Raw genomic sequence first — 21,796 nt, forward strand, 5'->3', positions numbered from 1 at the left:
CGTTTCGTATGACAAAGCAACTAACCTTACATCATATTGACAATAACGGGAGTTATGGCTGTCAAAGACCTATTGGAGCAGGCTTTTACAGCAGTGACACTAAGGATACTCTCATCGCATGGAACGGTCCGGGCATGGATATTTATGTGAAACGATATGATCATATGAAGATGGAATGGAGCTCAAGCACGAAGGTTATCGAAAATAATATGCATGGAACATGGGATTATCATAACTATCCTGGTTTGATTCAAGCTCCAAATGGAAAACCGATTATTTTTTACGCGGAACATTCGAGTGAGCTTTACCAATTGATGCCGCTCGGATCAGACATTAACGGAGAGTGGAACCGGAAGACTATATCTACCGATTTCAATTGCTATCCAGCACCGGTTACGGCAGGGGACGCTATCTATATATTTTATTCGAGGAATGATGATGTTACTTACCCGTATCGCACCTATCGTTATATGAAATCGATGGATAACGGAGCCACATGGTCAGAACCTTTCACAATTATAGACAGCGGCAAAAATGACCCGTTAAAGTTTGATGAGGTTTACGGATGTAGTGCTGTATATGAACCCGCCAGGCATGCAATTCCAGAGAGGATACTCCTTACATGGTCCATGTGGGGGGGACCTAAAGGTCATGCCAAGCAAGGTAAAGGAACCTTCTTTGCATATTTTTACCCATCAACCGGGCGTTTGGGCGCTGCCGATGGAACGGATTTGGGAAATATCATTGACTATAGCTCAATGTTGCAGCATTGTCTCATTGAAACTGCGGAGCCGTTCGAAGGAAGCAGTCATACATCGCAATGTCCTGTATGTACGTCGAATCCGCTCAATGGATTTCCTATTGTCGCCTACGGTTATAGCAGCACCGAAATGGGAGGCAAACAAATCCGTACAGCCAGATGGGATGGCGTAACATGGGTATTGAGCACGATGGACAGCCGTACATGGGACCTTAAGGATATGGTCTACAGCAGCATAGATCAAGTGATAAAAGCCGCTTATTATTTGAATGATTGTCTTATCGTTACTCAATCTAAGGACGATGGAACGACTTGGGAGATTGAGTCCGAAACAAGAATACCATTAGACAATGGTGCCACGCATATTCCTTATACCAATTTTATCAAGGATCATCACGATGGTATATCTCTGCTGCTCGGTCAAATCAATCGTCAGGAGTGCAATGATGATTATTCAGGGAAATGGTCAATCTATGTTGTTGGCTAGTCCTTCGAGGAGGATTCAAAATTGAAAAAAAGCAGCTTGCATAATCGTTTTAACCCTGCGCCTAAAAGTGGCGGCTTCCGAATGGATGATTACTGGGTATGGTGCGGTTCTGTTGTCAAGGGTGAGGACGGCAACTATCACATGTTTGCTTCCCGATGGCCCAAGCACTTGCCGATGCATCCAGGCTGGCTTGTTCACTCCGAAATCGTTCGTGCTGTTTCTGAGACGCCGGAAGGCCCATATCGCTTCGTTGAGGTGGTTCTGCCCGCTAGAGGAGCAGAGTACTGGGACGGAAGAAGCACACATAATCCGCATATTACGAAACATGGTGACACGTACCTCCTTTATTATATGGGGTCGACGCATCCGCTCCCAGATGTTCTTCCTGGCGAAACATATGACTTGGATGACCCAAGATGTATTGTGGCAAGAGCCAATAAAAGGATCGGTCTAGCTACCTCCACAAGCATTTTCGGTCCATGGAAACGATTAGACAGTCCTGTACTGGATGTCAGACCAGGCAAGTTTGATAGTTTTCTAACCTCTAATCCAGCTCCTTATGTTCATGAGGACGGATCGGTTCTGATGATTTATAAGGCAAGACGCTATATGAATAATGTACATGGACAAATGACAATCGGAGTTGCGTGGGCCGACCATTATGAAGGGCCATACCGACGATTAAGCGAAGAGCCTATTTTTCCACCAGAGAAGGTGCATATCGAAGATCCTTTTGTCTGGAGAACGGAGCAAGGCTATGAGTTGATTGCCAAGGATATGGATGGGAATCTGTGCGGCGAACGACACGGCGGGATCCATGCGTTCTCCGAAGATGGTGTAAGTTGGGTAATTGATGAATCAGCCAAATCGTATTCCAGAGAGATCGTTTGGGATGATGGAACAATAAGCAAAATGGGGAATTTCGAAAGACCGTTCCTATTGTTTGAAAACGGAAGCCCAACGCATTTATTTGCCGCGACTGCAGATGGAGAAGGAGATTTCAGAGGACGACATACATGGAATATGGTTATTCCTCTCGCCAAGTAAAATGGAATCCACAAATGCCCTTTGCTGAAAGGAATGAATACGACTAGATGAACGTGAGGACAGAACATTCGACCAATATCCAATTTGTGAAACCGGCAACAGCTTTCGAAGATGCGCTGCCAATAGGCAACGGACGTCTCGGAGGGATGGTCTACGGCGGTGTCGAGGAGGATCGACTGTCGCTGAATGAGGACTCCGTCTGGCACGGAGGCCCCATTGAAGGAGATAATCCGGATGCGGGTGAATGGACGCCGGAGATTAGACGTTTGCTGCAGGAAGGCAAGCAAGCAGAAGCCGAGCAATTGGCCAGAATGGCCATGATGCCGACTCCGAAGTACATGCAGCCGTATGTGCCGCTTGGCAACCTGTTTATCAGATATCAGAGGCAGGGGCAGACGGGGATCGGCGGATATGACCGAAAGCTCGATGTAAGCTCTGCGATGGCTGAAGCGACATTCACAAGCGGTGGATATGAGTATCGGAGACAATATTTCAGCAGTGCAGTCGATCAAGTTATTGTTATTCAGACAGAAACCAATGATCCGAAGGGCTTAAACTTCGATTTGCATCTGATGAGAAGACCATATGATGCTGGTTCTGTCAAGATCGACGGGCGTACGGTTATGATGACAGGAAACGGCGGGACGAACGGGGTACAATTCTGCGCAGCTGTGAGAGTTGTTGCCGTAGACGGCGAAGTACGAACAATCGGCGATTTCGTTCATGCGAAAGGCGTTCGGAAGGCGACGATCTTGCTCGCTGCGGAAACGTCATTCTATCATGGCGAAGCGTACCAAGAAGTATGCTTGTCCAGATTGGATGCGGCAGCTGAGCGTGGCTTCGATGATATGAAGCAAGCGCATATCGAGGAATACAAAGAGAAATACGATCGAATGGCGTTATCCTTATCTCATAACGAAGCGTTGGATAAGGACGGCGAATCCGAGCATCTGCCTACAGATGAGCGCCTGCGCCGCTATGCCGATGGGGCAGCGGATGTCAAGCTTGAACAATTGTTTTTTAATTATGGCAGGTACTTGCTTATCTCATCCTCGCGTCCAGGATCACAAGCGGCTACGCTTCAGGGTATCTGGAATGAGAGCTTTACTCCGTCATGGGAATCCAAATATACAATTAACATCAATACGCAGATGAATTATTGGCCTGCGGAAGTCTTGAATCTCTCCGAATGCCACGAGCCTTTGTTCGATCTTATTGAACGAATGGTGCCGTATGGTCGGAGAACCGCCCAGCTAATGTATGGCTGTGAAGGTTTTGTTGCTCATCATTGCACGAATTTATGGGGGAACACGCATCCAGAGGGTGTTGTGACAACTGCGACAATCTGGCCAATGGGAGCAGCCTGGATGTCGCTTCATATGTGGGAGCGCTATCGGTATCGCCTGGACTTACAGGAATTAAAGGATCGATCATATCCGATTATGAAGGATGCAGTGAAGTTTCTGCTTCAATACATGGTGACAGATGCGGACGGAAGGCTTATCACGGGGCCATCGCTCTCACCGGAGAACAAATTTATATTGGCTGACGGTACAACGGGCTCCATCTGTATGGGGCCAGCCATGGATTCGCAGATCGCATTTGAGCTGTTCGATGCTTGCTTGAAGGCTGGCGAGCTGGTTGGCGAAGAAGAGAGCTTCTTGCAGCAGCTGCGAATTGCGATGTCGCAAGTTCCGAAAACGGAGATTGCGAAGGATGGAACAATCAAGGAGTGGCTCGAGGAACTCAAAGAATTTGACCCAGGTCACCGGCATATCTCACAGCTATTTGCCCTTCATCCCGGCCAGGCGATTCATCCAAAGGAGCAACCAGACTTAGCCGAAGCGGCCAGAAAGACGCTCGAGAAACGGTTGATGAACGGAGGCGGCCATACAGGCTGGAGCCGTGCGTGGATTATTAATTTCTTCGCCAGGCTGCATGAGGGCGATACGGCGTACGAGCACCTGCATCATCTGTTAACATCTTCGATCTATCCGAATTTGCTAGATTATCATCCGCCGTTCCAGATCGATGGGAATTTCGGAGCCGTCGCTGGTATGGCCGAGATGCTGCTTCAATCGCACAAGGATCGGTTGGAGCTGTTGCCGGCACTTCCGGGAGCTTGGGCAAGCGGATCAGTGAGGGGTCTGCGCGCACGGGGAGGTTTCTCGATCGATATATCGTGGAGCTCTGGAGCGCTGCAACAGGCAACAATTCTTCCTGAAGTGGAAGGCTGGTGTGAAGTTTGTTGTGCTGGCTCCGAAGCATTGAAGGTAACCTGCGAAGGCATGCCAATTGCCATGACAGCGAACAAAGAACACGGAACGATTCGGTTCCAGGCGCGCCAAGGCATAAGCTATATCATCGAGCCTGCTGATGTGGATGTATAATATATAATCCGCGTATGACCACATAATAACGGCAATATGGAGGAAAACGCAGTATGAAATATCGGAAACTAGGCAATAGCGGCCTCAAGGTCAGCGAAATCGCGTTAGGCAGTTGGTTGACTTATGATGATCCTGCACATGCGGCTGCTGCGGCAAAGGTCATCCATAGAGCCTATGAGCTTGGTGTTAATTATTTCGACACAGCCAATATGTACGCCGCGGGCGCAGCGGAGAGCGTAATGGGCAAGGCTCTGGCTGAATTTCCGCGTGACACCTACGTCCTTGGTACGAAAGTGTTCTATGATATGGGGAATAAGCCCAATCAGAAGGGCTTGTCGCGCAAACATATTATGGAGCAATGCGAGGCGAGCCTGCGCAGGCTTGGTGTTGATTATATCGATCTCTATTATTGCCACCGCTATGACGCGGATACACCGCTGGACGAAACGCTGCGGGCAATGGACGACTTGGTTACGCAGGGGAAGGTCTTGTACGTAGGCATCAGCGAATGGCAGGAAACGCAGATTGCAGAGGCGGCGACGATATCTGAGAGACTCGGGCTGGATCGTATCATTGTGAATCAGCCGGAATATAACATGTTCACACGTCGGATCGAATCGGGGATATTGCCGTGCAGCGAGAATCTGGGCATCGGACAAGTTGTCTTCTCTCCGCTTGCCCATGGTGTACTCAGCGGCAAATACCGGAAGGGACAGGGAATTCCGGCCAACTCAAGAGCAGCCAATCCGGAGCATAATTTGTGGATCAAGAGCCAAGGTTTGCTGTCGGATCACCACCTGGATCAGATAGAAGGGCTGATCAGCATTGCTGAAGAACTCGGCATTAGCTTGTCCCAGCTTGCGCTGTCCTGGAACCTCAGGCTGCCGGGCATCTCGGCATGCATTGTGGGCGCGACGCGTCCGGAGCAATTGGAGCAGAACGTCGCGGCATCGGGAATCGTTCTGTCGAGCGATGTTCTGGATGCCATTGATGCCATTCTAGCCGAGTGAGCTTGATCAAAGGAGGGGGAAATTATGTTTAAGTTGGGCTTGATGGGCTGTGGAGCGGTTGCCAGTTACGGTCATATTCCTGTTATCATGGATTCAAAGGATTTTGAACTAATTGCTATATATGAACCGGATACTTCTCGAAAGGAAGAGCTGCAGAATAAACATCATGTACAAGTGTTTCATGATGCAGAGCCGTTTTTCCAATCAGGAATGGATGCCGTTATCATTACATCTCCAGCGCCTTTTCATTATCAGAATGTACTAGATGCTGCGCGTTATGGCAAACATGTCCTGTGTGAGAAACCGCTCGCTATGGACGACGAAGAAGCTGCTGAAATGATCGCGGTTATGGAAGATGCAGGGTTAATGTTATTTACCGCATTTGATTATCGATTTAGTCCAGTCGCTCAAACCATCAAAAACCTAGTAGAAAACAAATCGATTGGGGAAGTGCGCTCCCTGAGGTTAAGCTATATCTGGAATTTTCATGGAAAATTTGCCAATCAAGACCACATCCCTCAACAATTAAACGAAAGACGCGCAGGACGAATGATGGAGGGCGGTCCTATGGTTGACTGTGGTGTACATCAGATCGATCTTGCTCGGTGGTGGCTGAATTCGGATGTATCCATCCAGCATTCTGAAGGAGCCTGGGTTGATGAGTATGAAGCGCCTGACCATATGTATCTCCATATGAAGCATGCCAATAAAGCACATACGATGGTCGAAATGAGTTATTCGTACTGTTTTACGGCAAAAGAGCCGGTTTCGAGTTTTATATATGAGCTGATCGGAACAGACGGAGTTATTCGTTATGATCGCGAACCCAAGATATTCGAGGTGCGGAATTCAACAGGAACGACTCGATATCCATTCTCCAAAGAAAAAAATTTCTATGGAATGTACGATGCTTTTGCTCGTTCGCTTGAATCCGGTCAAGCTGGTGATATGCCGACAGGCTTGGACGGACTTATCGCAACTCGTATCGCTCGAAGGGCAACAAACGAAATTATGCACAATAAAAATTATAAATAATTGTAGGTTCGGGACTCCCAAGGTCATGCAGGAGTCCCTTTTTTATGCCTTACATCTCGTACTTATAAATGGCAAATGTAAATGGCGCAGGCCGCGAGAATACAAAAGCTCCTCGCTCATCTGGCTCCAATGCCAATTGTTCATGGGAATCCGAGATGACCACTTGATCCTTCTCATCCATCCGCAATATCGCTGTGAGCTTCATCCTTTGATCTACTCCCCATAGCTTGATGAAAGCCGAATCATCTGCATGCAGTTCACGCAAGATGAGCAAATATCCGCTTGTAGGACTAGTTATGCTCTGGAACCCCGTCCAGCTTACACCTGAAGGCTCGTCTCCAACCGGGAGCACTTGACCTGCCAATATATCCGAATGATAGGGCTTCAACCCATAAATGATTGAGGACAAGCCAGTTATTTGGTCAGCATCCAATGCAGAGAGCTCCATCCAGGCTAAGGGATTGGTGAAAGCAACAGCAGCAAATGCGTATACTTGTCCCACGGCAGCAGGCGCTAATGGATCGCCTTCATAGTTCGCCTTGTTGCGATTTACATTCAGAAACTCCATTTGCAGCCTGGAGGTCGGAATATAAGGCGCAAGGGTCCATAAGTTGCGAAGCGTCCAGTGCGGATAATAATTTCTCCAATCGGTATATCGATTCTCCAGGAAAATGCTGCCGTATTGGGTTTGATCGAAGTAGCCTTGCCGCTTCTGTGCGGTCGCATCGATGTTGAAATCCACTTTTCCTTGCGTCGCATAAGTAACCTGACGCATGATGTTCAATAAGCGGGTTTCGCCGAGCTTGGAGCGAAGTTCAATTCCATCCAGCTTAAATGCGATAATCTGATAAGTTGAATGAAGATGAAGCAAGGTGGCTATATCCTTTTCCCAATTGACATAATCATGAACGGAATCCAAGGAAAACCATAGTCCTATCCCGATGTTCAATTCACGAGCTAGCGTGACAATCGGAGTCAAACCATTCGGGAATCGAACGGGATGAACCTCCCAGAAATCGCCTTCCCCACTATAATAATCGCTCCATAGTCCGCCATGGGCTTGCGTAGCCGCATGTAAAGAATTCTGTGTTACTCCTTTCTGCCATCCATCATCAATTTGCATGATCGTTAATCCGAGCTCGGCCGCTTTATGCAGTTCCTTTATTAAAAATGACTCGCTAATGGCGCCATCCTTCGAACGATCCCCCCAAGTATTACTCATCAGGAAGCTGTCTCTTTTCGGATGAAATGCGCGAATGCTTCGATGATAATCGTAAATCAAGGACTTTCCGCCCATTGAAGTTCCATCATACACCCCTATTGTCGTTCCGTAAGAGGCGATCCTTTCTCCAGTCAACAGATCCGTGTCGGTGATGCCAGTACCCTCAATCGATACAGACATGCCATGAAAACGGAAATTCAGTCCATCAGAGCCGAATTCACTTAATGAGGTCGGACCTTCCTTGATCAGGAGCAAGCCGCTCGGTTGCAGCGTTTTGTTAAGAAACAGCAAATTGCCAGGTATGCTGCGATTCTCGTTCACATAGAGCAATCCTTGATCGTGATGAACTAAGTTGTTGTTTGTATCCGTTTGGTCAAGGAATTGAACAGCCTCCCAGCGGCAATGGAGATCTCGCAGAGCGAAGCGATCGCAATAATCAAGTTTGGAACGGTTTTTTTGCTTGTTATTATCATCCAGTTGCAGTTGATTTTCTGAAATGAATGACTTTTCCTTCTGATTATCTGCCGTCCATATTACATATCGCATATTTTCTTGTTCATTTTTTTTATGTGATACTGTCATTTCGTTGTAACCAGCAGAAATTTCTTGACGAATAAAAGCCGCATTCGGAGAAATTTTAATGGTTAAACGAAGTATGGGATTGCTGAGCACATCCAGCATGTCAATATCCGTCTGCAAATACGGTTCAGCCACGCCAAAATCATTATCGATCTGGCTTGAAACGTAAACAGAATGGATGTGATCAGAATCAGATAAGCTGGAAAGTTGAAACATCGGCATCTTGGATGAAGCACTAGCATGAAGCCATTCACTGCCGTTTTTCTTATCCAATAGGGAGAGATTTACAGGATAACCGTTTGCAAATGACCAGCTTCGTTCAATACGTTCATTCCCGATACGTAGAATGGTATCTTCGAGATGAACATAACAATCGTTCCAAATTTTAATCTCCATATCATGAACAGCCTCCATTATGGTAATATAATATCTATGATACAGTGAATGAAATACCGAATATACAGTAACATTTTGATTAAAGGTGGTAAAATATTGTGCATAAATCCTTTGGGTTTAAATATTCGGATGAAGGGAATTCTTATCTCTTTAAACCCTATTCCATGGGTCATAGCATCGTTAATCAAGAGAGCTATCAATGGCATGGCTTGCAACGTGGCGGGCAAGGCTATATCTTTCAATACTCTTTAAATGGGGTCGGCAAAATTCGTATCGGCAAAGAAAACTATAGGGTACCAGGCGGGAGTGCATTCTTTGTTTCCATTCCGAGTGATCATGAATATTCGTTTGATGCTTCGCTTGGGGAACAATGGGAGTTTATCTGGATTCGATTTGAGGGCATGAGAGATGAGTGGTTTCGGCAAGATTTCATACAAAGCTTTGGTTACGTGTATAAACTGAATCCGGATGCGTTCCCTATACAACTGCTCTGGAGGCTGTACAAGGATACAGCAGCGAACAATTTTCGTGATCGGTTTGATCTTTCGCTGCGAATTTATGAATGGCTGCTTTCCCTTCAACGATACCTGCAAGACGGAGGGACACAAATTACAACAGAGATTCCGCTGTCCTATCGACGGGTAGCTGACTATGTCCAGTTGCACCTTGAAGATGACTTGTCCTTAGAGCAACTGGCGGACGTGGCCAAGTTAGACAAATATTATTTCTGCAAGATGTTCCCTCAATACTTTAGAACTACGCCAATGGCTTATGTTCGAAACCGTCGGATCGAGAAAGCGGCGGAACTGCTTCGTGACGAGCAACTGCCAATTACAGCTATTGCTGCGAAATGCGGATATAGCAGCTTGAGTTACTTCGGCAAGGTTTTTCATAAAGTGGTGGGGATGTCTCCCGTTGCATTTCGTCAATTGGAAGGAAAGGAGAGAGAGGATTATTTGCGACTACTGGAGTAGAATGAATGGACATTCGAGCTTCTATTAAAGGGGACAAGCTTGATACGCAATATAGCCGACGATATTTAATATCGTCGGTCGAATCAATATTGAACAATTAGCCCCAGAAGCTAATGATTAATATCCCTATTAAAATGAGGATAGAGCAAAGAATTCGCAACATGCCTTGTTTCTCTTTGAGGATAAAGATACCCAGAAGGGTTGCGAACACAGTTCCGATCTCACGAAGAGGAGAAATATGGGCAACAGGAGCGTATTTCATGGCGAACAGAAATAACAAATAAGAGGCAGGATTGAGTATGGCGCCAAGTCCTATCATTTTGTAGTTTACCTTCCATTCCCTGCGCAGTTGCTTGGAAGCGATAACGATGGGGGTAAGCCCGGCGACAAATCCGATATTCGTTACTTCTAATAAGGCGATGGGAGAGATATGCGCGAGATTAAGTTTATCGACAAGAACATAACAAGTTGTGCACATGCCAACACTCAGCGCCATTAGAAAGGGTTTCATCGAATGTACAGACAAGCGTGAAGAAGACCGCAGCCCTCCGAATATACCGCTGAGTGAAACAAACCCGATCAACATACATAATATCCCTAACCATCCCGGGAGAGATAGGGATTCGTGTAGAAGCAGGACACCAATAATAGGGATAAATAACGTGCTGGTGCCTCGCATAATGGGGTAAACTTGCGACAAGTCCCCCATCGTGTAGGTGCGAGCTAGCAATAAGGCATAAATCGCCTGCAAGCAGGCAGATAACAGGAGTAGTCCGTAAGCAGATAACGATAATGATTTGGACATTAATTCTATGATTAGATAAGGAAACAGGATAACTGTCGTTACCATTAGGATAGACCATAGGAAGACGCCCTTGTTCAGACTGCTTTTGGTAAACAAGCTCCAGATTGCATGTGCAAGCCCGGATGCGATAACAAGTAGAATCGATACAGTGAACATGCGTCAGCTCCAAACTTATGTCTGATTACAGTGTAGGCGGATGTTCGGGTTGATTATGGATGACAGTGCCATCAGCAAGGCGCAGCCATGTTTCGAACGTACGCTCACCCTCGCGCAATCGAATCATGCGTGCACCACGCGGGAAACCTTCCTTGCCATAAGTATTGTAGCCTGTTGCTCTGCCATAGCAGAGGCGAATACCATGAAGCTCGCCACAATAATCGTTGATATGATCATGTCCGACAAAGGTTCCAATGATATCACCCATTTCCAGCATGGAAGTGAACAAACCGGAGTTAACTTGACTGCAAGTGACGGGTTCGAACTTATGTCCATAGCAGGTCTTCGTGTCCCATACCTGTTGGTATTCTGGCAATGGAATATGGAAGAAGGCGAGTGCAGGCAACGGTTGCGTGTCTGCAGCATCGCGAATCTTTAACGATTCCTTTCGGTACCATTCGATTTGATCGCTGCGAATCCAATCATACCCGCTAATATGAGGGACTGGTGAATAAGCGCCTGAATCGAAGAAGTACAGGTTGAATGTACTTTGGCCTGCAGCATCCTGGATAGCAAGTCTGTAGTTGCCTTCACCGCTAATCTCCACTGGCCCGCGTTGCGTTACCGTATGCGGGTATTCGAGCACCGCATGGATGAGATCTTCACGTGTAATAATCGATTCGGTGTCATGGTTGCCGAACACGACAGCCCAGGGTATACCGCGTGCTTCAACGGAGTGGACAGCGCCTTGAAAGGCTTGCAGCGGATCTACGTTAGTAGCATCTCCGGGGTTTACACGACCTGTGTAGATGACATCACCTGTGAATACGACAAGATCCGGTTGTTCAGCATCAAGAATATCTTCCATAAGCTGACGTGTCTGCTGATCCAGTTCACCGCTATCCTTCCAGTGAATATCGGTAAATTGAGTAATTGTAAATGTACGATCCTCGCGAAAGGTCAACGGTTGCTGGTTGAGCATGATCATGGCCCCCTGAAATTATATAATTGTGTTATTATGTTGTTTTAATTAAGATTCTTGTTGTTTCATGACAATTGTATATCCATTCAGACAAAACTGTCAACTGGCAATCCAGGTGAATAGTTTAACGCAATTGACAGCCATTTTATCAACCTCTAGAATTATGAAAACAACATAAAACAACAACATACATAAAATATTGGTCATATCAGGAGGCTGTTATGTCTTTAACCTATGAAGATCGCAGGATAACTATCCTGCATCATTTGGGCATGGAAGGGAAAGTTCAGGTGCATCACCTGGCAGAGTTACTCATGGTTTCGACAGAAACCGTGCGTCGGGACCTCGATCGTTTGGAAAAGGAAGGAAAGCTGCGCAAGGTATACGGAGGTGCAGTCAAAATGCGCATGGAGCTCGTTGAGCCACCTTTTCTAAATCGGGTTCAATTGATGAAACCAGAAAAAGCAGCAATCGGTAAGCTGGCTGCATCCTTGATTCAAGATGGTGAAACGATCATGCTGGATAATGGCACAACGGCGATCGAAATTGTCCCTTTTTTAAATGATAAAACCAATGTCACCCTGATTACGAATTCTATCCCGATTATTAACCTAGCGATGGAAACGTTTCGTGGGCGTATTATTTTTGCAGGCGGGGAAGTCAGTCAAGCATTCCAGGCGGTGACAGGCACGTTGACTGACCAGTTTCTAGATCAGTTTAAAGTGAACAAAGCGTTTATATCTGGCAGCGGTATTTCACTGACGGATGGCTTAACTGATTTTCAGCTGGCGGAAGCAGTAATTTCCCGGAAAATGATGCAGCGGGCCGAAGAATCCATTCTAGTTGCGGATCATAGCAAATTCGGGCTGTCTGCTTTTGCAAGAGTTGCTAAGCTTGAAGAGATATCCATGCTGATTACAGATGCTGGTTGTCCGAAGGAATGGGTAGATGCCATAGAGGGTCTGGGTATTGAGGTTCGGGTGGCTGAAAATTAGGCTTAGTCTGTACATGAACCAAATAGAAAGCGGCTTAAACGATGTAGATGCGTACATGAATACGATCGCCATCGGCATCGATTTGTTATCGCTCAGCCAGTGGCAGTATCATCAAATTTACGCTTGGAGCGGGAGTCAAATGGGATGAGAAGTTGAGGCGCGTCAACATCACGTTAAGAGTGGCTACCATTCCTTGCAACAATACAATCTGCAATATCAGCATTAACGGCTCGGGAGGACATTACATCGTGTCTGGTGAAGCGAGAGTGTTCGAGGCCGTCATGAACTATACTGTCGAGGATGGCCATAACTATCTCCTGGAGGGTCACCATATGGTGGCTGAAGGAGCTCCCGCCTGGTCGCCATTCGCGATCGACATCGAGATCCCGCCCGCACAGCAGCCGGTTAATGGCACGCTCATGTTGGAGTTGTTTGAGTACAGCGCCAAGGACGGCTCGCGCGTTAACGTTTTGTCGGTTCCTTGTCGGTTCCTTTAGAGACGTTCGGACCGTGAAAAGGTTTAACCTACAACAGCATAAGCAAGCGAGTTTGAGAGGACGGCATGTTGCTTGTCCTCTCTGTTTGTTAACGGAAATGGTATTCAGATAAAATGAAGGATGTACAAGGGAGTTTATCTGATCATTAGTAACCGCGAGGATACCACCGGAAGCTCGTTTGCTTACGATGAAAGCCATTCTAGAAACTCGAGTCGATTGCCAAAAGGGTCGTTTAAATAGAAACGTTTTACACCTTCATCTGCCCTTGCATCATCATCAATGATTTGAATATTGTTTTGGGAAAGATATTCACGCAGTTCATCCAAGTTCTGAACGTGAAATGCTGGGTGTGCTTTTGTAGCTGGAGCAAAATCTTTTTGGACTCCGACGTGTACTTGATGAATGCCGCATTGAAACCAAACGCCTCCACGCTTTTTTAGTATTTCAGGTTTTGGAATCTCCATCCAACCCAATAGGTTGAAGAAAAAATTACGAGCTTCTGTTTCACAGCCTTCTGGGGCTGCTAATTGAACATGGTCTAGCCCATAGAAATTGTAAGCCATAAATCCTCCTCCTCATCGTATGTTTCATATAATGATAATGTACTCCTAGACTATCGCTGTTTCATTGAGCGTAAAACCTCTTCCTTGAGGAGGCTAAAAATTGGTATACTCTTTTCACCTTCATTGTCACATTGATCAAGTGTATACACGTAATGAACTTTTGTCTCATCCATGCTGATTCTCTTACATCTGTAAACCTGCTTTCCTTGCTCAGAACTCATTCCATCCCTGGTATTATCAATGGACCAGGTGATCTCCCTGCCGTTTGAATGCACATCATGTATCCAGTAACCACCGTCGATAATCGGTGGAATGAGCATAAGATAGTCGCCTTTTCCATTTTTATGGCGCTGAACCATCTCATTTAAACGATCTACATCCACCTTGTTGAAATGGTGAAGGATACTATCTTTTCTTTCAAGCGCATTTTTGTCAGTCGTTAAATGAATAACCAAGATCAATATCAACACCCCGATGATACCAAGCAGCACTCCGATCGTTATCTTAGTTCGTATCATGCATACCCCCCGTTTCTTCACATATTAGACGCATATACATTCTATTTCGTTGCGTTATTTTACCTAATAATTCCACATAATCATTTCGATGACGTCATGCTCTATTACCCAATAGTTTAACAAGGCTGCCGATTTTTTCGGCAGCCTCGTCGTGGTTGTGTTATGGAACTAATGTTCCCCGTTAGTGCATAGCAATAATCTGGTTAAGCAAATTAATCGTAATGGAGAAACCATTTCTTATGCTTACGATTCGCGCAACCGTCTAACTTCTCGGACAACAGACGAAGTCACGATTGGCTATACGTATGACAAAGCGGGCAAACGACTGAGCATGACGGACGAGACGGGCACGACAGGATACAAGTACAACCCGTACACCGAGTTGCTGGAAGAGATGACCTACCCAGACAAGAACACCTTGAACCTGCAATACGATGCGAACGGCAATCGCACACAGATGACAGGCCCGTTCGGAGCGACGACGTATTACACGCATGACAGCTTGAACCGCTTGACGACAGTAGGTACGGACGAATCCGCGCCGGATGCGTCATATACGTATTACCAGAACGGATTGCCGAAGCAGACGAATGCGGGCAACGGTGTTAATAGCAGTCGCACATTCAATGGCATGCAGTTGACCGGAATGGAGCATCTACAGTACGAAGCTCCGCTGAACAGCTACGCATACGGTTACGATGGGAATAAGAACATTATTAACCGCGCTCAGAACGGCGAGACAGATAACTTCACCTACGATGCATTGAATCGGACCCTTACGACTTCGGAATTTGCCGAAGAGTATGGCTACGACGAACGTGGCAATCGCCAAGTGATGACTTCAGAACAAAGTCTTGTTCCTCCGACGGTCATGGAGAACCAATACGACGATCTGGATCGTCTGATTGAAGTGAAAACGGACGACACAACAGTCCAATATAAGTATAACGGAGACGGCTTGCTTATCGAGCGCACACAGAACGACGAAACAACTCGTTATTACTATGACGGGGACCAAATCATCGCGGAAGCAACAGTCGTGGATGGCGTTGCCAAGTTGAAGGCGGAGTACATTCGCGGTAACCAGATGGAAGCGATCGCGTACGCGGATGGAACGAAAGTGTATCCGTTGTACAACGGCCACGGAGATGTCGTTGAGATCAGAGACGAGTTCGGGAATCCGCTGAACGAGTACAGCTACGATATCTGGGGTAATCCACTGACAACAGATGAAAAAGTTCATAACCCATTCCGATACAGTGGTGAGCTGTGGGATGACGAAACCAAGCTTCAATATCTCCGAGCTAGATGGTATGATCCAAGTGTAGGGCGGTTTTTGAATGAGGATACGTATGAGGGGCAGATTGATAATCCGCTGAGTTTAAATCTCTATACGTATGTAAAAAATAATCCCCTTAGATATATTGATCCGACTGGAAATAAAGAGTTCGAGGTTTCACCATTTGAACGACCAACAGTCTTACAATTAAAGTTCCCAAGTTACTGGGAAGGTGTGTCCAAACGTGCCAAGACAGTTGGTAAAAAAATTGGCCGTTTAAAAATGTTTCAAGAGATTGTCGAAGAAGTTGTAAAATCAGGTACTACTGCGACGACGTCAAAATTTGTGTGGGGCAAATTGTCAGCGACACATAGAGGGGAATTTATAGAAGAATACCTAGATGAAACAGAATACGACGATTGGTTCCAAGTTGGAAGTTTAAATGGAGGATACTTTCCTGTTATTGACTTTCAAAAAGGGAACAAGGTTGTAAGTGTTAAAACTATTGATCCCCGATTGTATTCAAGTTCTTCGTTATATTCGAACCTTAGATCTTATATCAACGAATTAAGTTCAGCAAAAATTTATATTGACAAAAAGTTAGTGTCTAACTCTAATAAGTATTTAGACATTGTGGTACCAAAAGGGTTTGCAGGAAAAATTGACATCAGTTCACTTTTAAGGAATTCGCAAGGGACTAATATCAGAGTGAGGGAATTTTGATATGGCAAATAATTTAGTTAGTTTCCAAATAACTGTGAACTCAATGGAGTTCTCTCAAGACAATGTATTAAAGTGGATTAAGGAAATTTTGTACTTTGAACCATCAGAAGTATATGGAACGATGATAACAAAAATGAAATTCATACGTTATCAAGAAAGTTCTATTCTGAAAAATTTATATAAGGAATTAAAGAGAGACCAGTTCACAGTGATTTTCTGTGATAAAGAAGTTGAAAACGAGTTGGAATTTAAGAAAAGCTTGAATAATTCATCGATTTCAGGTCGGTTAACAAAGGAACTTTATGAACAAATGAAGGACAAATTGGAGATGTTTATTAATCAACTATTTGAACATCATTCCGGTATTGTGGGGTCAATTTGTACTATTGATGACTATTTCTGGCAAAATAACACCGATCCTAAACAATATGAATATCAGAATAAGCCTGTTGAGGGCATTAATATTATTTCTCATCCTGACTTTAAGAATGATATGATGGTCGACACAGAATCTTTGCCAGGGCATGCTCATTTCTATCAAGAATTGTGGTTTGGTGCTCATTGGATGATGTGGTTCGGTAAAGAATATTTTCAATACATTCCACGGCAAGCTCTGTTAAGCTTTATTGATGTTTATAAAGTGGAAGAGCTTTGGAATGAAGCCATTTTCATTCAGTTATCACACTCCATATGGGATTACGATAATACTGAATATCGCAGGCTGCAATGGGGATTCCGAAAGCAGGTAGGTATTGACGAAGTGGTTCATAGACTCTTACATGATGAGGATGAGTTGCCGCTCACAGAATCTGAATCAGACCCAACGATTGAAATCTTCACGGACGATTATTGTAATTATGGTGGAGTGAGATTGATTCGTTACCATTATGATGAAAAAAAGCGAGTTGTGCCTAAATCGAAAGCTACTGTTGAATTGACTTACGAGGTAGACAATCAAGGAACGGTGTTATGGGAAGAAATGAAAAACAAAAATAAGAATCAATTAAACTGAAACAAGCGTAAAAGAACCACGCAACGAATCTTGCATGGCGACGACGCGCATATCGGGAGCGGGGGAAACAGCGTTTAACAATGGGAATCCGCACTCGACAGAAAGGATGGTATCGATCCATGAAAATGATGGTAAAGCTCGGTATTGCTGCAGCTGCGATTTATGTTCTGTTTTATATCGGATACAACTCAATTGGTGCGTTATGGAATCCTTCGCTGATCCAGAAGAATAACGAAGCATTGTTGGACCGGATTAGGGAACAGCAGTTTGATGAGGCTGCCAAGCTATTCGCAGGAGATACCATGGATGAAGATTGGCCGACTGAAATGAAAAAGCTTCAAGATGAAGCCGCTTTGAAATTAGTAGGCTATGATAATGTGAAGGCGGAGTATGACGACGGCAGCTATAATACGGGGCACGCGGACCTCATCTTTGACATAAACGGACAACAAGTGTCTACTCAAGCGATTTTAACGTTTAGAGAATGGGGAAAGCCCGGTCAGGTATGCGCGATAACGCCTCCTGACGCAACTCCTGCGATTAAGTCCGCTATCCAACAGTGGAACGATCGATTATGCGGCGGAGGCTCATTTTAACTAATAACGAATTGGGACAACCTGCCGATTATGCGCTACACTATGATTGAAATGGCAGATTAGTTGAGTTTCGTGCATATTGAGCCTTGGGGGACATGTACATCATGAGCGGAAGAAAAAATTGGGCTGGCAACTTCGTCTATGGCGCACAAGAATGCCACCTTCCTGAAAACATTGAAGAGGTACAAGCGCTGGTTGCAAGTCACGCGAGAGTTAAAGTAATTGGCTCCAGGCATTCGTTCAATAGTATTGCAGATACGGATGCCGTGCATCTGTCCCTGGAGAGACTGAACCGGGTTCTGTTGCTGGACAAGGAGAACATGACTGTTACCGTTGAGGGCGGCATTCGATACGGAGAATTATGCTGCTATTTGCACGAGCAAGGTTATGCGCTGCATAATCTGGCATCCTTGCCGCATATCACGGTGGCAGGCGCATGCGCGACGGCTACTCATGGCTCTGGCGTCAGACACGGCAATCTGGCGACAGCCGTATGCGGCATGGAGCTTGTGACGGGAGACGGACAGCTGCTTCAGTTGTCGTATGGGGACAGCAGGTTGGCGGGCGCTGCAGTTGGACTTGGCGCGTTAGGTGTCGTAACGAAGCTTACTCTGAAGGTTGTTCCGGCGTTTGAGATGATGCAGCATGTGTTCGAGGATCTTCCGTTCAACGCGCTAGAGACGCAATTCGAAGAGGTAGTTTCATCTGGCTATAGCGTTAGTTTGTTCACGGATTGGCGGGACTCGAGCTTCAATCAAGTATGGGTCAAGCAAGCCGTCCCGGCAGGGGATGGGTTATTGAGCTTTGACGCCAAACGTTATTACGGCGCGTTAGGCTCCACTGTGAAACGGCATCCCGTACTCGGAGTATCAGCAGAGAATTGCAGTGATCAGCTCGGAATCGAGGGGCCATGGCATGAGCGGCTTCCTCATTTCCGAATGGTCTTTACGCCAAGTGCGGGTGAAGAGCTGCAAAGCGAATATTTTGTGCCACGGCGTTATGCCTACGACATGTTAACCTCGTTATCTGGGTTGTCAGGCCTAATCTCACCGCTGCTCTACATCTCTGAGATGAGGACGGTTAAAGCTGATGATCTCTGGATGAGCCCTTGTTATGGGCAAGATACCGTCGCTCTACATTTCACATGGAAGCCCGACTGGGCGGCTGTTCGTGCGCTGCTCCCTCTAATCGAAGAGAAGCTGGAGCCGTTTGGCGCGATACCGCATTGGGGTAAGCTCTTTACGATGGAGCCATCCAAGGTAAAGGCGTCTTATGCCAAGCTGCCTGCTTTTAGAGAGCTTGTTCGAGACTGTGATCCGAATGGCAAGTTCCGCAATTCCTTCCTGGAAACGTACATTTACTAATTCGTGGCATATAAGAAAGGCAGTCCTTGACGATGAAGTCAGGGGCTGCCTTATTGCTATTACGCTTAAAGAGGATCATGATCATTGCAGTTGCTAATCGATGATATTATTTCAGCACATAGTCGGATAATACGCTTTGGAGCTCATAGATGTTAAGCGTTTTGTTGAACTTCTTCTGGACCGGCAATGCCGAACCGGAAATCCAGATTTTCAATTCAGCATCCATGTCGAATGTGCCTGCTGTCTCGATGCTGAAGTGCGTGATGCTCTTGTATGGGTACGAATGAATTTCGACCTTCTTGCCCGAGAGGCCTTGTTTGTCAACAAGGATAAGACGTTTGTCCGTGAATATAAATAAATCGCGAATCAGCTTATAAGCCTTCTCGAAGCGCTCTGATTTGCCCAGAACATGACCGAACTCCTTCTGCACATCCTCCATCTGGAGTTCTGTTGCATTGCCCATTAATCCGTCGAACAATCCCATTATAAATCCCCCTTGGAACACCATGTATGAAACCTCATTCATTTTACCACAAACTAGGAAAATGAATCCATAAGCGCGGCGGTTGCCAAGCTCTGGATAACGCTCCCATCCATCGGAGGATTATGAAGGCCGGCCCTGACATCGCGGTAATACCGCTCCAGCGGGTTAGCGCGCGACAAGCTGGTGCCGCCGACGATGCGCATCGCCAAATCGACGATTCGAATGGCTCCGTTGGTCACATTGTATTTGGCCATACCCAGCTCAGGTTTCATGGCTGCTCGTTCGTCAGGCATCCGGTCCCAACGGTCCGCAATGGCATACAGGTTCGTTCTCGCAGACCGAAGTGTAAGCTCCAGCTCTCCGATCATTGCCTGCACAGCGGGGAACGACGCAATGGGCTTATCTGTATAATTAGGCTGGTACGTACGCGCGAAGGACAACGCGCAATCTCTTGCAGCAAGCGCGATTCCCATATAACAAGCCGGAATGTGGAGAAGCCAGCCTCCGCCATCGTCTATCCCTTGTCCTTTGATCCGAGCATCGTTAGGTACGAACGCGTCTGACAAAACAACATCGTGACTGCCCGTCGCTCGCATGCCAAGCGAGTCCCACGTTTCAACGACAGAGACCTCTGCGGACTTCTTGACTAAAAATTCGCTTACGACATCTTCTTCTTCAATGTAAGCCGAAACGACGAACCGATCGAGGATGGGCGACAGCGTACTGAACGTCTTGCGACCGGTCAATAACCAGCCTCCGTCGGTTCGCACGGCTGCCGTCTGGGGTTTGCCGCCCCGACTGGGACTGCCCGTAGCGGCTTCACTGGCAAATGTATTGATCATCGTGCCGTCCTGCACGACCGATTGGCATAAGTTGGCAAACAGCTCCGGTTGCCATTTGCCGGACTCACGGTAATGAAAAATTTGACCAATATGCCAGCCTGCTGCAAGTGAGGTCGAACCATCGCCATATGCGAGCCGTTCCTGGATCTGAACAAGCTCGTATAGGCTTATGCCATCACCACCGTAACTGGTAGGGACAGTTAATTTCATGTAGCCGGCTGCTTGCAGATCGGCAAAATTATCGAAAGGGAACGATCCAGCCCTGTCATGAGCTGACGCGCGTCCGGCAAACGTCGCTGCGAGTGTTTCGAACGTTTCGAGGCGTGCGCGTTCTAGATCGTTGTGTACAAATTGATCAATGTATCTGGGCATTCTGGTTTCGCTCCTTCATCAAAACATGGGTTGTAGCTTTCATGATACACGTTATTCGTACATCGTTCTATAAGTCGAAGAAAAGGGATTTCTTGTGTGGGGTTGAATACTTAAAGTTAGAAAGGAAGGCGATTACGATGCAAGTTCAGGATGTTTTCGGAACATTTCCAGTGATGGAGACAGAACGATTGAGGCTGCGCCCGGTGACGCGGGAGGATGCGGAGGATATGTTCCGTTATTGCGCCGATCCGGACGTATCCGAGTTTACAACGTGGTACCCTCACCAGACGATGGCGGATACATGGGGCTTTATTGAACACCTGACTAATAAATATACGAATGGCGAGCTGGCCCCGTGGGGAGTCGAGGATAAAGCGACATCTACGTTTATCGGCACTTGTGGATTTGTCCATTGGTCGACGGCACACGCAAGTGCGGAGCTGGGGTATGCCTTGTCCAAAGAATATTGGAACAAAGGTCTTATGACGGAGGCTGCGAAACAAATTGTGGATTTTGGTTTCCGGCATATGGGGCTTGTCCGAATCGAAGCCAGATGCCTCGTTCCGAATATCGGCTCCGCCAAAGTCATGGAGAAGCTGGGCATGACCTATGAAGGCACGATGCGCAAAGTCGTGAAACATAAAGGAACTCATCAGGATTTGTTGCTATACGCAATCGTACGGGAGGATAGCTGAACGAATAGACTAG

Annotated in this window: 21 protein-coding genes; 14 read left to right on the plus strand and 7 right to left on the minus strand. The window is 46.4% G+C overall.

What is annotated here, in order from left to right:
• The first annotated feature begins 8 nt into the window (after nt 1-8).
• From ACX1C1_RS16645 to ACX1C1_RS16665, 5 genes are read left to right on the plus strand one after another with little or no spacing between them, the layout of a single operon-like run.
• Entirely contained in the window at nt 9-1,247 is a 1,239-nt protein-coding gene (locus tag ACX1C1_RS16645; RefSeq protein WP_458953292.1) for a sialidase family protein, read from the plus strand.
• A gap of 21 nt (nt 1,248-1,268) precedes the next feature.
• Nucleotides 1,269-2,294 (plus strand): glycoside hydrolase family protein, encoded by a 1,026-nt coding sequence (locus ACX1C1_RS16650; RefSeq protein ID WP_458953293.1) that lies wholly within the window; start codon nt 1,269-1,271, stop codon nt 2,292-2,294.
• 47 nt (nt 2,295-2,341) lie between these two features.
• Nucleotides 2,342-4,684, plus strand: a complete 2,343-nt coding sequence (locus tag ACX1C1_RS16655) for a glycoside hydrolase family 95 protein (RefSeq protein ID WP_458953294.1) — start codon at nt 2,342-2,344, stop codon at nt 4,682-4,684.
• A 53-nt stretch (nt 4,685-4,737) separates the two neighbouring features.
• On the plus strand, nt 4,738-5,694 hold the full coding sequence (locus ACX1C1_RS16660) for an aldo/keto reductase family protein (RefSeq protein WP_458953295.1): 957 nt from the start codon (nt 4,738-4,740) through the stop codon (nt 5,692-5,694).
• Between the two features lie 24 nt (nt 5,695-5,718).
• The gene (locus tag ACX1C1_RS16665; protein ID WP_458953296.1) at nt 5,719-6,729 is read left to right on the plus strand and encodes a Gfo/Idh/MocA family protein; all 1,011 of its coding nucleotides are present in this window, start codon (nt 5,719-5,721) and stop codon (nt 6,727-6,729) included.
• 49 nt (nt 6,730-6,778) lie between these two features.
• Here the strand turns inward: ACX1C1_RS16665 and ACX1C1_RS16670 are convergent, their stop codons facing one another.
• Nucleotides 6,779-8,926, minus strand: a complete 2,148-nt coding sequence (locus ACX1C1_RS16670; RefSeq protein ID WP_458953297.1) for an alpha-galactosidase — start codon at nt 8,924-8,926, stop codon at nt 6,779-6,781.
• A 98-nt stretch (nt 8,927-9,024) separates the two neighbouring features.
• On the opposite strand from ACX1C1_RS16670, the gene ACX1C1_RS16675 reads away from it, so the two are divergent.
• Complete coding sequence (locus ACX1C1_RS16675) at nt 9,025-9,900, plus strand: helix-turn-helix domain-containing protein (protein WP_458953298.1); 876 nt, start codon at nt 9,025-9,027, stop codon at nt 9,898-9,900.
• Between the two features lie 97 nt (nt 9,901-9,997).
• Here ACX1C1_RS16675 and ACX1C1_RS16680 read toward each other — a convergent pair whose 3' ends face one another.
• Nucleotides 9,998-10,861 carry an EamA family transporter gene (locus ACX1C1_RS16680; protein ID WP_458953299.1) on the minus strand — a complete coding sequence of 288 codons (864 nt, stop codon included), beginning with the start codon at nt 10,859-10,861 and terminating at the stop codon, nt 9,998-10,000.
• A gap of 25 nt (nt 10,862-10,886) precedes the next feature.
• Entirely contained in the window at nt 10,887-11,843 is a 957-nt protein-coding gene (locus tag ACX1C1_RS16685; RefSeq protein WP_458953300.1) for a metallophosphoesterase family protein, read from the minus strand.
• Nucleotides 11,844-12,064: 221 nt separating this feature from the next.
• On the opposite strand from ACX1C1_RS16685, the gene ACX1C1_RS16690 reads away from it, so the two are divergent.
• The 3 genes from ACX1C1_RS16690 (at nt 12,065) to ACX1C1_RS16700 (ending at nt 13,335) form a co-directional block, all read left to right on the plus strand.
• A complete protein-coding gene (locus ACX1C1_RS16690) occupies nt 12,065-12,838 on the plus strand; it encodes a DeoR/GlpR family DNA-binding transcription regulator (RefSeq protein ID WP_458953301.1) in 774 nt (257 codons plus the stop codon).
• Nucleotides 12,839-12,851: 13 nt separating this feature from the next.
• A complete protein-coding gene (locus ACX1C1_RS16695; RefSeq protein ID WP_458953302.1) occupies nt 12,852-12,986 on the plus strand; it encodes a hypothetical protein in 135 nt (44 codons plus the stop codon).
• A gap of 100 nt (nt 12,987-13,086) precedes the next feature.
• Nucleotides 13,087-13,335 (plus strand): Gmad2 immunoglobulin-like domain-containing protein, encoded by a 249-nt coding sequence (locus ACX1C1_RS16700; RefSeq protein ID WP_458953303.1) that lies wholly within the window; start codon nt 13,087-13,089, stop codon nt 13,333-13,335.
• A 182-nt stretch (nt 13,336-13,517) separates the two neighbouring features.
• On the opposite strand, the gene ACX1C1_RS16705 is transcribed toward ACX1C1_RS16700, so the two are convergent.
• Together ACX1C1_RS16705 and ACX1C1_RS16710 are read right to left on the minus strand one after the other, a co-directional pair.
• Complete coding sequence (locus ACX1C1_RS16705; RefSeq protein WP_458953304.1) at nt 13,518-13,898, minus strand: VOC family protein; 381 nt, start codon at nt 13,896-13,898, stop codon at nt 13,518-13,520.
• Between the two features lie 50 nt (nt 13,899-13,948).
• On the minus strand, nt 13,949-14,416 hold the full coding sequence (locus ACX1C1_RS16710) for a hypothetical protein (RefSeq protein ID WP_458953305.1): 468 nt from the start codon (nt 14,414-14,416) through the stop codon (nt 13,949-13,951).
• A gap of 184 nt (nt 14,417-14,600) precedes the next feature.
• On the opposite strand from ACX1C1_RS16710, the gene ACX1C1_RS16715 reads away from it, so the two are divergent.
• The 4 genes from ACX1C1_RS16715 to ACX1C1_RS16730 all read left to right on the plus strand — a co-directional run bounded on the left by ACX1C1_RS16715 (nt 14,601) and on the right by ACX1C1_RS16730 (nt 19,390).
• Nucleotides 14,601-16,418 (plus strand): RHS repeat domain-containing protein, encoded by a 1,818-nt coding sequence (locus ACX1C1_RS16715; protein ID WP_458953306.1) that lies wholly within the window; start codon nt 14,601-14,603, stop codon nt 16,416-16,418.
• A 1-nt stretch (nt 16,419) separates the two neighbouring features.
• A complete protein-coding gene (locus ACX1C1_RS16720; protein WP_458953307.1) occupies nt 16,420-17,430 on the plus strand; it encodes a hypothetical protein in 1,011 nt (336 codons plus the stop codon).
• Between the two features lie 119 nt (nt 17,431-17,549).
• Nucleotides 17,550-18,026 carry a hypothetical protein gene (locus ACX1C1_RS16725; protein ID WP_458953308.1) on the plus strand — a complete coding sequence of 159 codons (477 nt, stop codon included), beginning with the start codon at nt 17,550-17,552 and terminating at the stop codon, nt 18,024-18,026.
• Nucleotides 18,027-18,130: 104 nt separating this feature from the next.
• Nucleotides 18,131-19,390, plus strand: a complete 1,260-nt coding sequence (locus ACX1C1_RS16730) for an FAD-binding protein (protein ID WP_458953309.1) — start codon at nt 18,131-18,133, stop codon at nt 19,388-19,390.
• Nucleotides 19,391-19,496: 106 nt separating this feature from the next.
• Here ACX1C1_RS16730 and ACX1C1_RS16735 read toward each other — a convergent pair whose 3' ends face one another.
• Together ACX1C1_RS16735 and ACX1C1_RS16740 are read right to left on the minus strand one after the other, a co-directional pair.
• Complete coding sequence (locus ACX1C1_RS16735; protein ID WP_458953310.1) at nt 19,497-19,874, minus strand: PH domain-containing protein; 378 nt, start codon at nt 19,872-19,874, stop codon at nt 19,497-19,499.
• 53 nt (nt 19,875-19,927) lie between these two features.
• Nucleotides 19,928-21,088: an acyl-CoA dehydrogenase family protein gene (locus tag ACX1C1_RS16740; protein WP_458953311.1), complete on the minus strand. Its 1,161-nt coding sequence runs from the start codon at nt 21,086-21,088 to the stop codon at nt 19,928-19,930.
• Between the two features lie 137 nt (nt 21,089-21,225).
• Here ACX1C1_RS16740 and ACX1C1_RS16745 point away from each other — a divergent pair, with 137 nt between their 5' ends.
• Nucleotides 21,226-21,783: a GNAT family N-acetyltransferase gene (locus ACX1C1_RS16745; RefSeq protein ID WP_458953312.1), complete on the plus strand. Its 558-nt coding sequence runs from the start codon at nt 21,226-21,228 to the stop codon at nt 21,781-21,783.
• The last annotated feature ends 13 nt before the right edge of the window (nt 21,784-21,796 follow it).

It is taken from the genome of Paenibacillus sp. strain BS8-2 (assembly GCF_054483835.1).

What these genes read in the sequence shown, in the direction of transcription:
- ACX1C1_RS16705 (WP_458953304.1), bottom strand. Translation starts at nt 13,898, where the DNA reads ATGGCTTACAATTTCTATGGGCTAGACCATGTTCAATTAGCAGCCCCA.
- ACX1C1_RS16690 (WP_458953301.1), top strand. Translation starts at nt 12,065, where the DNA reads ATGTCTTTAACCTATGAAGATCGCAGGATAACTATCCTGCATCATTTG.
- ACX1C1_RS16740 (WP_458953311.1), bottom strand. Translation starts at nt 21,088, where the DNA reads ATGCCCAGATACATTGATCAATTTGTACACAACGATCTAGAACGCGCA.
- ACX1C1_RS16730 (WP_458953309.1), top strand. Translation starts at nt 18,131, where the DNA reads ATGAGCGGAAGAAAAAATTGGGCTGGCAACTTCGTCTATGGCGCACAA.
- ACX1C1_RS16720 (WP_458953307.1), top strand. Translation starts at nt 16,420, where the DNA reads ATGGCAAATAATTTAGTTAGTTTCCAAATAACTGTGAACTCAATGGAG.
- ACX1C1_RS16735 (WP_458953310.1), bottom strand. Translation starts at nt 19,874, where the DNA reads ATGGGATTGTTCGACGGATTAATGGGCAATGCAACAGAACTCCAGATG.
- ACX1C1_RS16695 (WP_458953302.1), top strand. Translation starts at nt 12,852, where the DNA reads ATGAACCAAATAGAAAGCGGCTTAAACGATGTAGATGCGTACATGAAT.
- ACX1C1_RS16745 (WP_458953312.1), top strand. Translation starts at nt 21,226, where the DNA reads ATGCAAGTTCAGGATGTTTTCGGAACATTTCCAGTGATGGAGACAGAA.
- ACX1C1_RS16660 (WP_458953295.1), top strand. Translation starts at nt 4,738, where the DNA reads ATGAAATATCGGAAACTAGGCAATAGCGGCCTCAAGGTCAGCGAAATC.
- ACX1C1_RS16670 (WP_458953297.1), bottom strand. Translation starts at nt 8,926, where the DNA reads ATGGAGATTAAAATTTGGAACGATTGTTATGTTCATCTCGAAGATACC.
- ACX1C1_RS16710 (WP_458953305.1), bottom strand. Translation starts at nt 14,416, where the DNA reads ATGATACGAACTAAGATAACGATCGGAGTGCTGCTTGGTATCATCGGG.
- ACX1C1_RS16645 (WP_458953292.1), top strand. Translation starts at nt 9, where the DNA reads ATGACAAAGCAACTAACCTTACATCATATTGACAATAACGGGAGTTAT.
- ACX1C1_RS16725 (WP_458953308.1), top strand. Translation starts at nt 17,550, where the DNA reads ATGAAAATGATGGTAAAGCTCGGTATTGCTGCAGCTGCGATTTATGTT.
- ACX1C1_RS16665 (WP_458953296.1), top strand. Translation starts at nt 5,719, where the DNA reads ATGTTTAAGTTGGGCTTGATGGGCTGTGGAGCGGTTGCCAGTTACGGT.
- ACX1C1_RS16655 (WP_458953294.1), top strand. Translation starts at nt 2,342, where the DNA reads ATGAACGTGAGGACAGAACATTCGACCAATATCCAATTTGTGAAACCG.
- ACX1C1_RS16685 (WP_458953300.1), bottom strand. Translation starts at nt 11,843, where the DNA reads ATGCTCAACCAGCAACCGTTGACCTTTCGCGAGGATCGTACATTTACA.
- ACX1C1_RS16680 (WP_458953299.1), bottom strand. Translation starts at nt 10,861, where the DNA reads ATGTTCACTGTATCGATTCTACTTGTTATCGCATCCGGGCTTGCACAT.